The following is a 386-nucleotide window of genomic DNA, read 5'->3' on the forward strand; positions in this document are numbered from 1 at the left end:
GCAACACACGACCAATCCGGCCCTGGGCGATACGCCGAATCTCACCAGTGCCATCAAGATTGGCGACCTCGAGGCAATCCTCTCCGTCGACGTCACTGGCCCACACCCCTTGGCCAGTCTGACCAAGAACGCGCGGCTCACGGATGCGAACGCCGTCGGCTGCCGAGAGCGCTCGCGCGGGGCCGGAGCGGTGGGTAAGGAAGTAGGCGGCTCCTCGCCACTCAAGTAAAGATCCGTCGCCACCGTGATCCGAAACGACCGCTTCCAGACGATCCGTAGGATCCAGCGGCATGCGTGGAGGGGCTCCGATACCGAGATCAATCTCCAGACGCTCCGGTTCTGCGTCAAGGCCAGTCATCCTCCACAGCGCACCGTGGGTGTGGTAG

General features: G+C 63.7%; 1 protein-coding gene. It reads left to right on the plus strand.

The window, feature by feature from the left end; translation table 11 throughout:
- A partial coding sequence (locus FOE67_RS29910) for a hypothetical protein (RefSeq protein ID WP_228474400.1) occupies positions 1 to 229 on the plus strand: 229 nt, incomplete at its 5' end.
- Positions 230 to 386: the final 157 nt, after the last annotated feature.

Source organism: Streptomyces calidiresistens, from assembly GCF_014141525.1.
Taxonomy (GTDB): Bacteria; Actinomycetota; Actinomycetes; order Streptomycetales; family Streptomycetaceae; genus Streptomyces; species Streptomyces calidiresistens.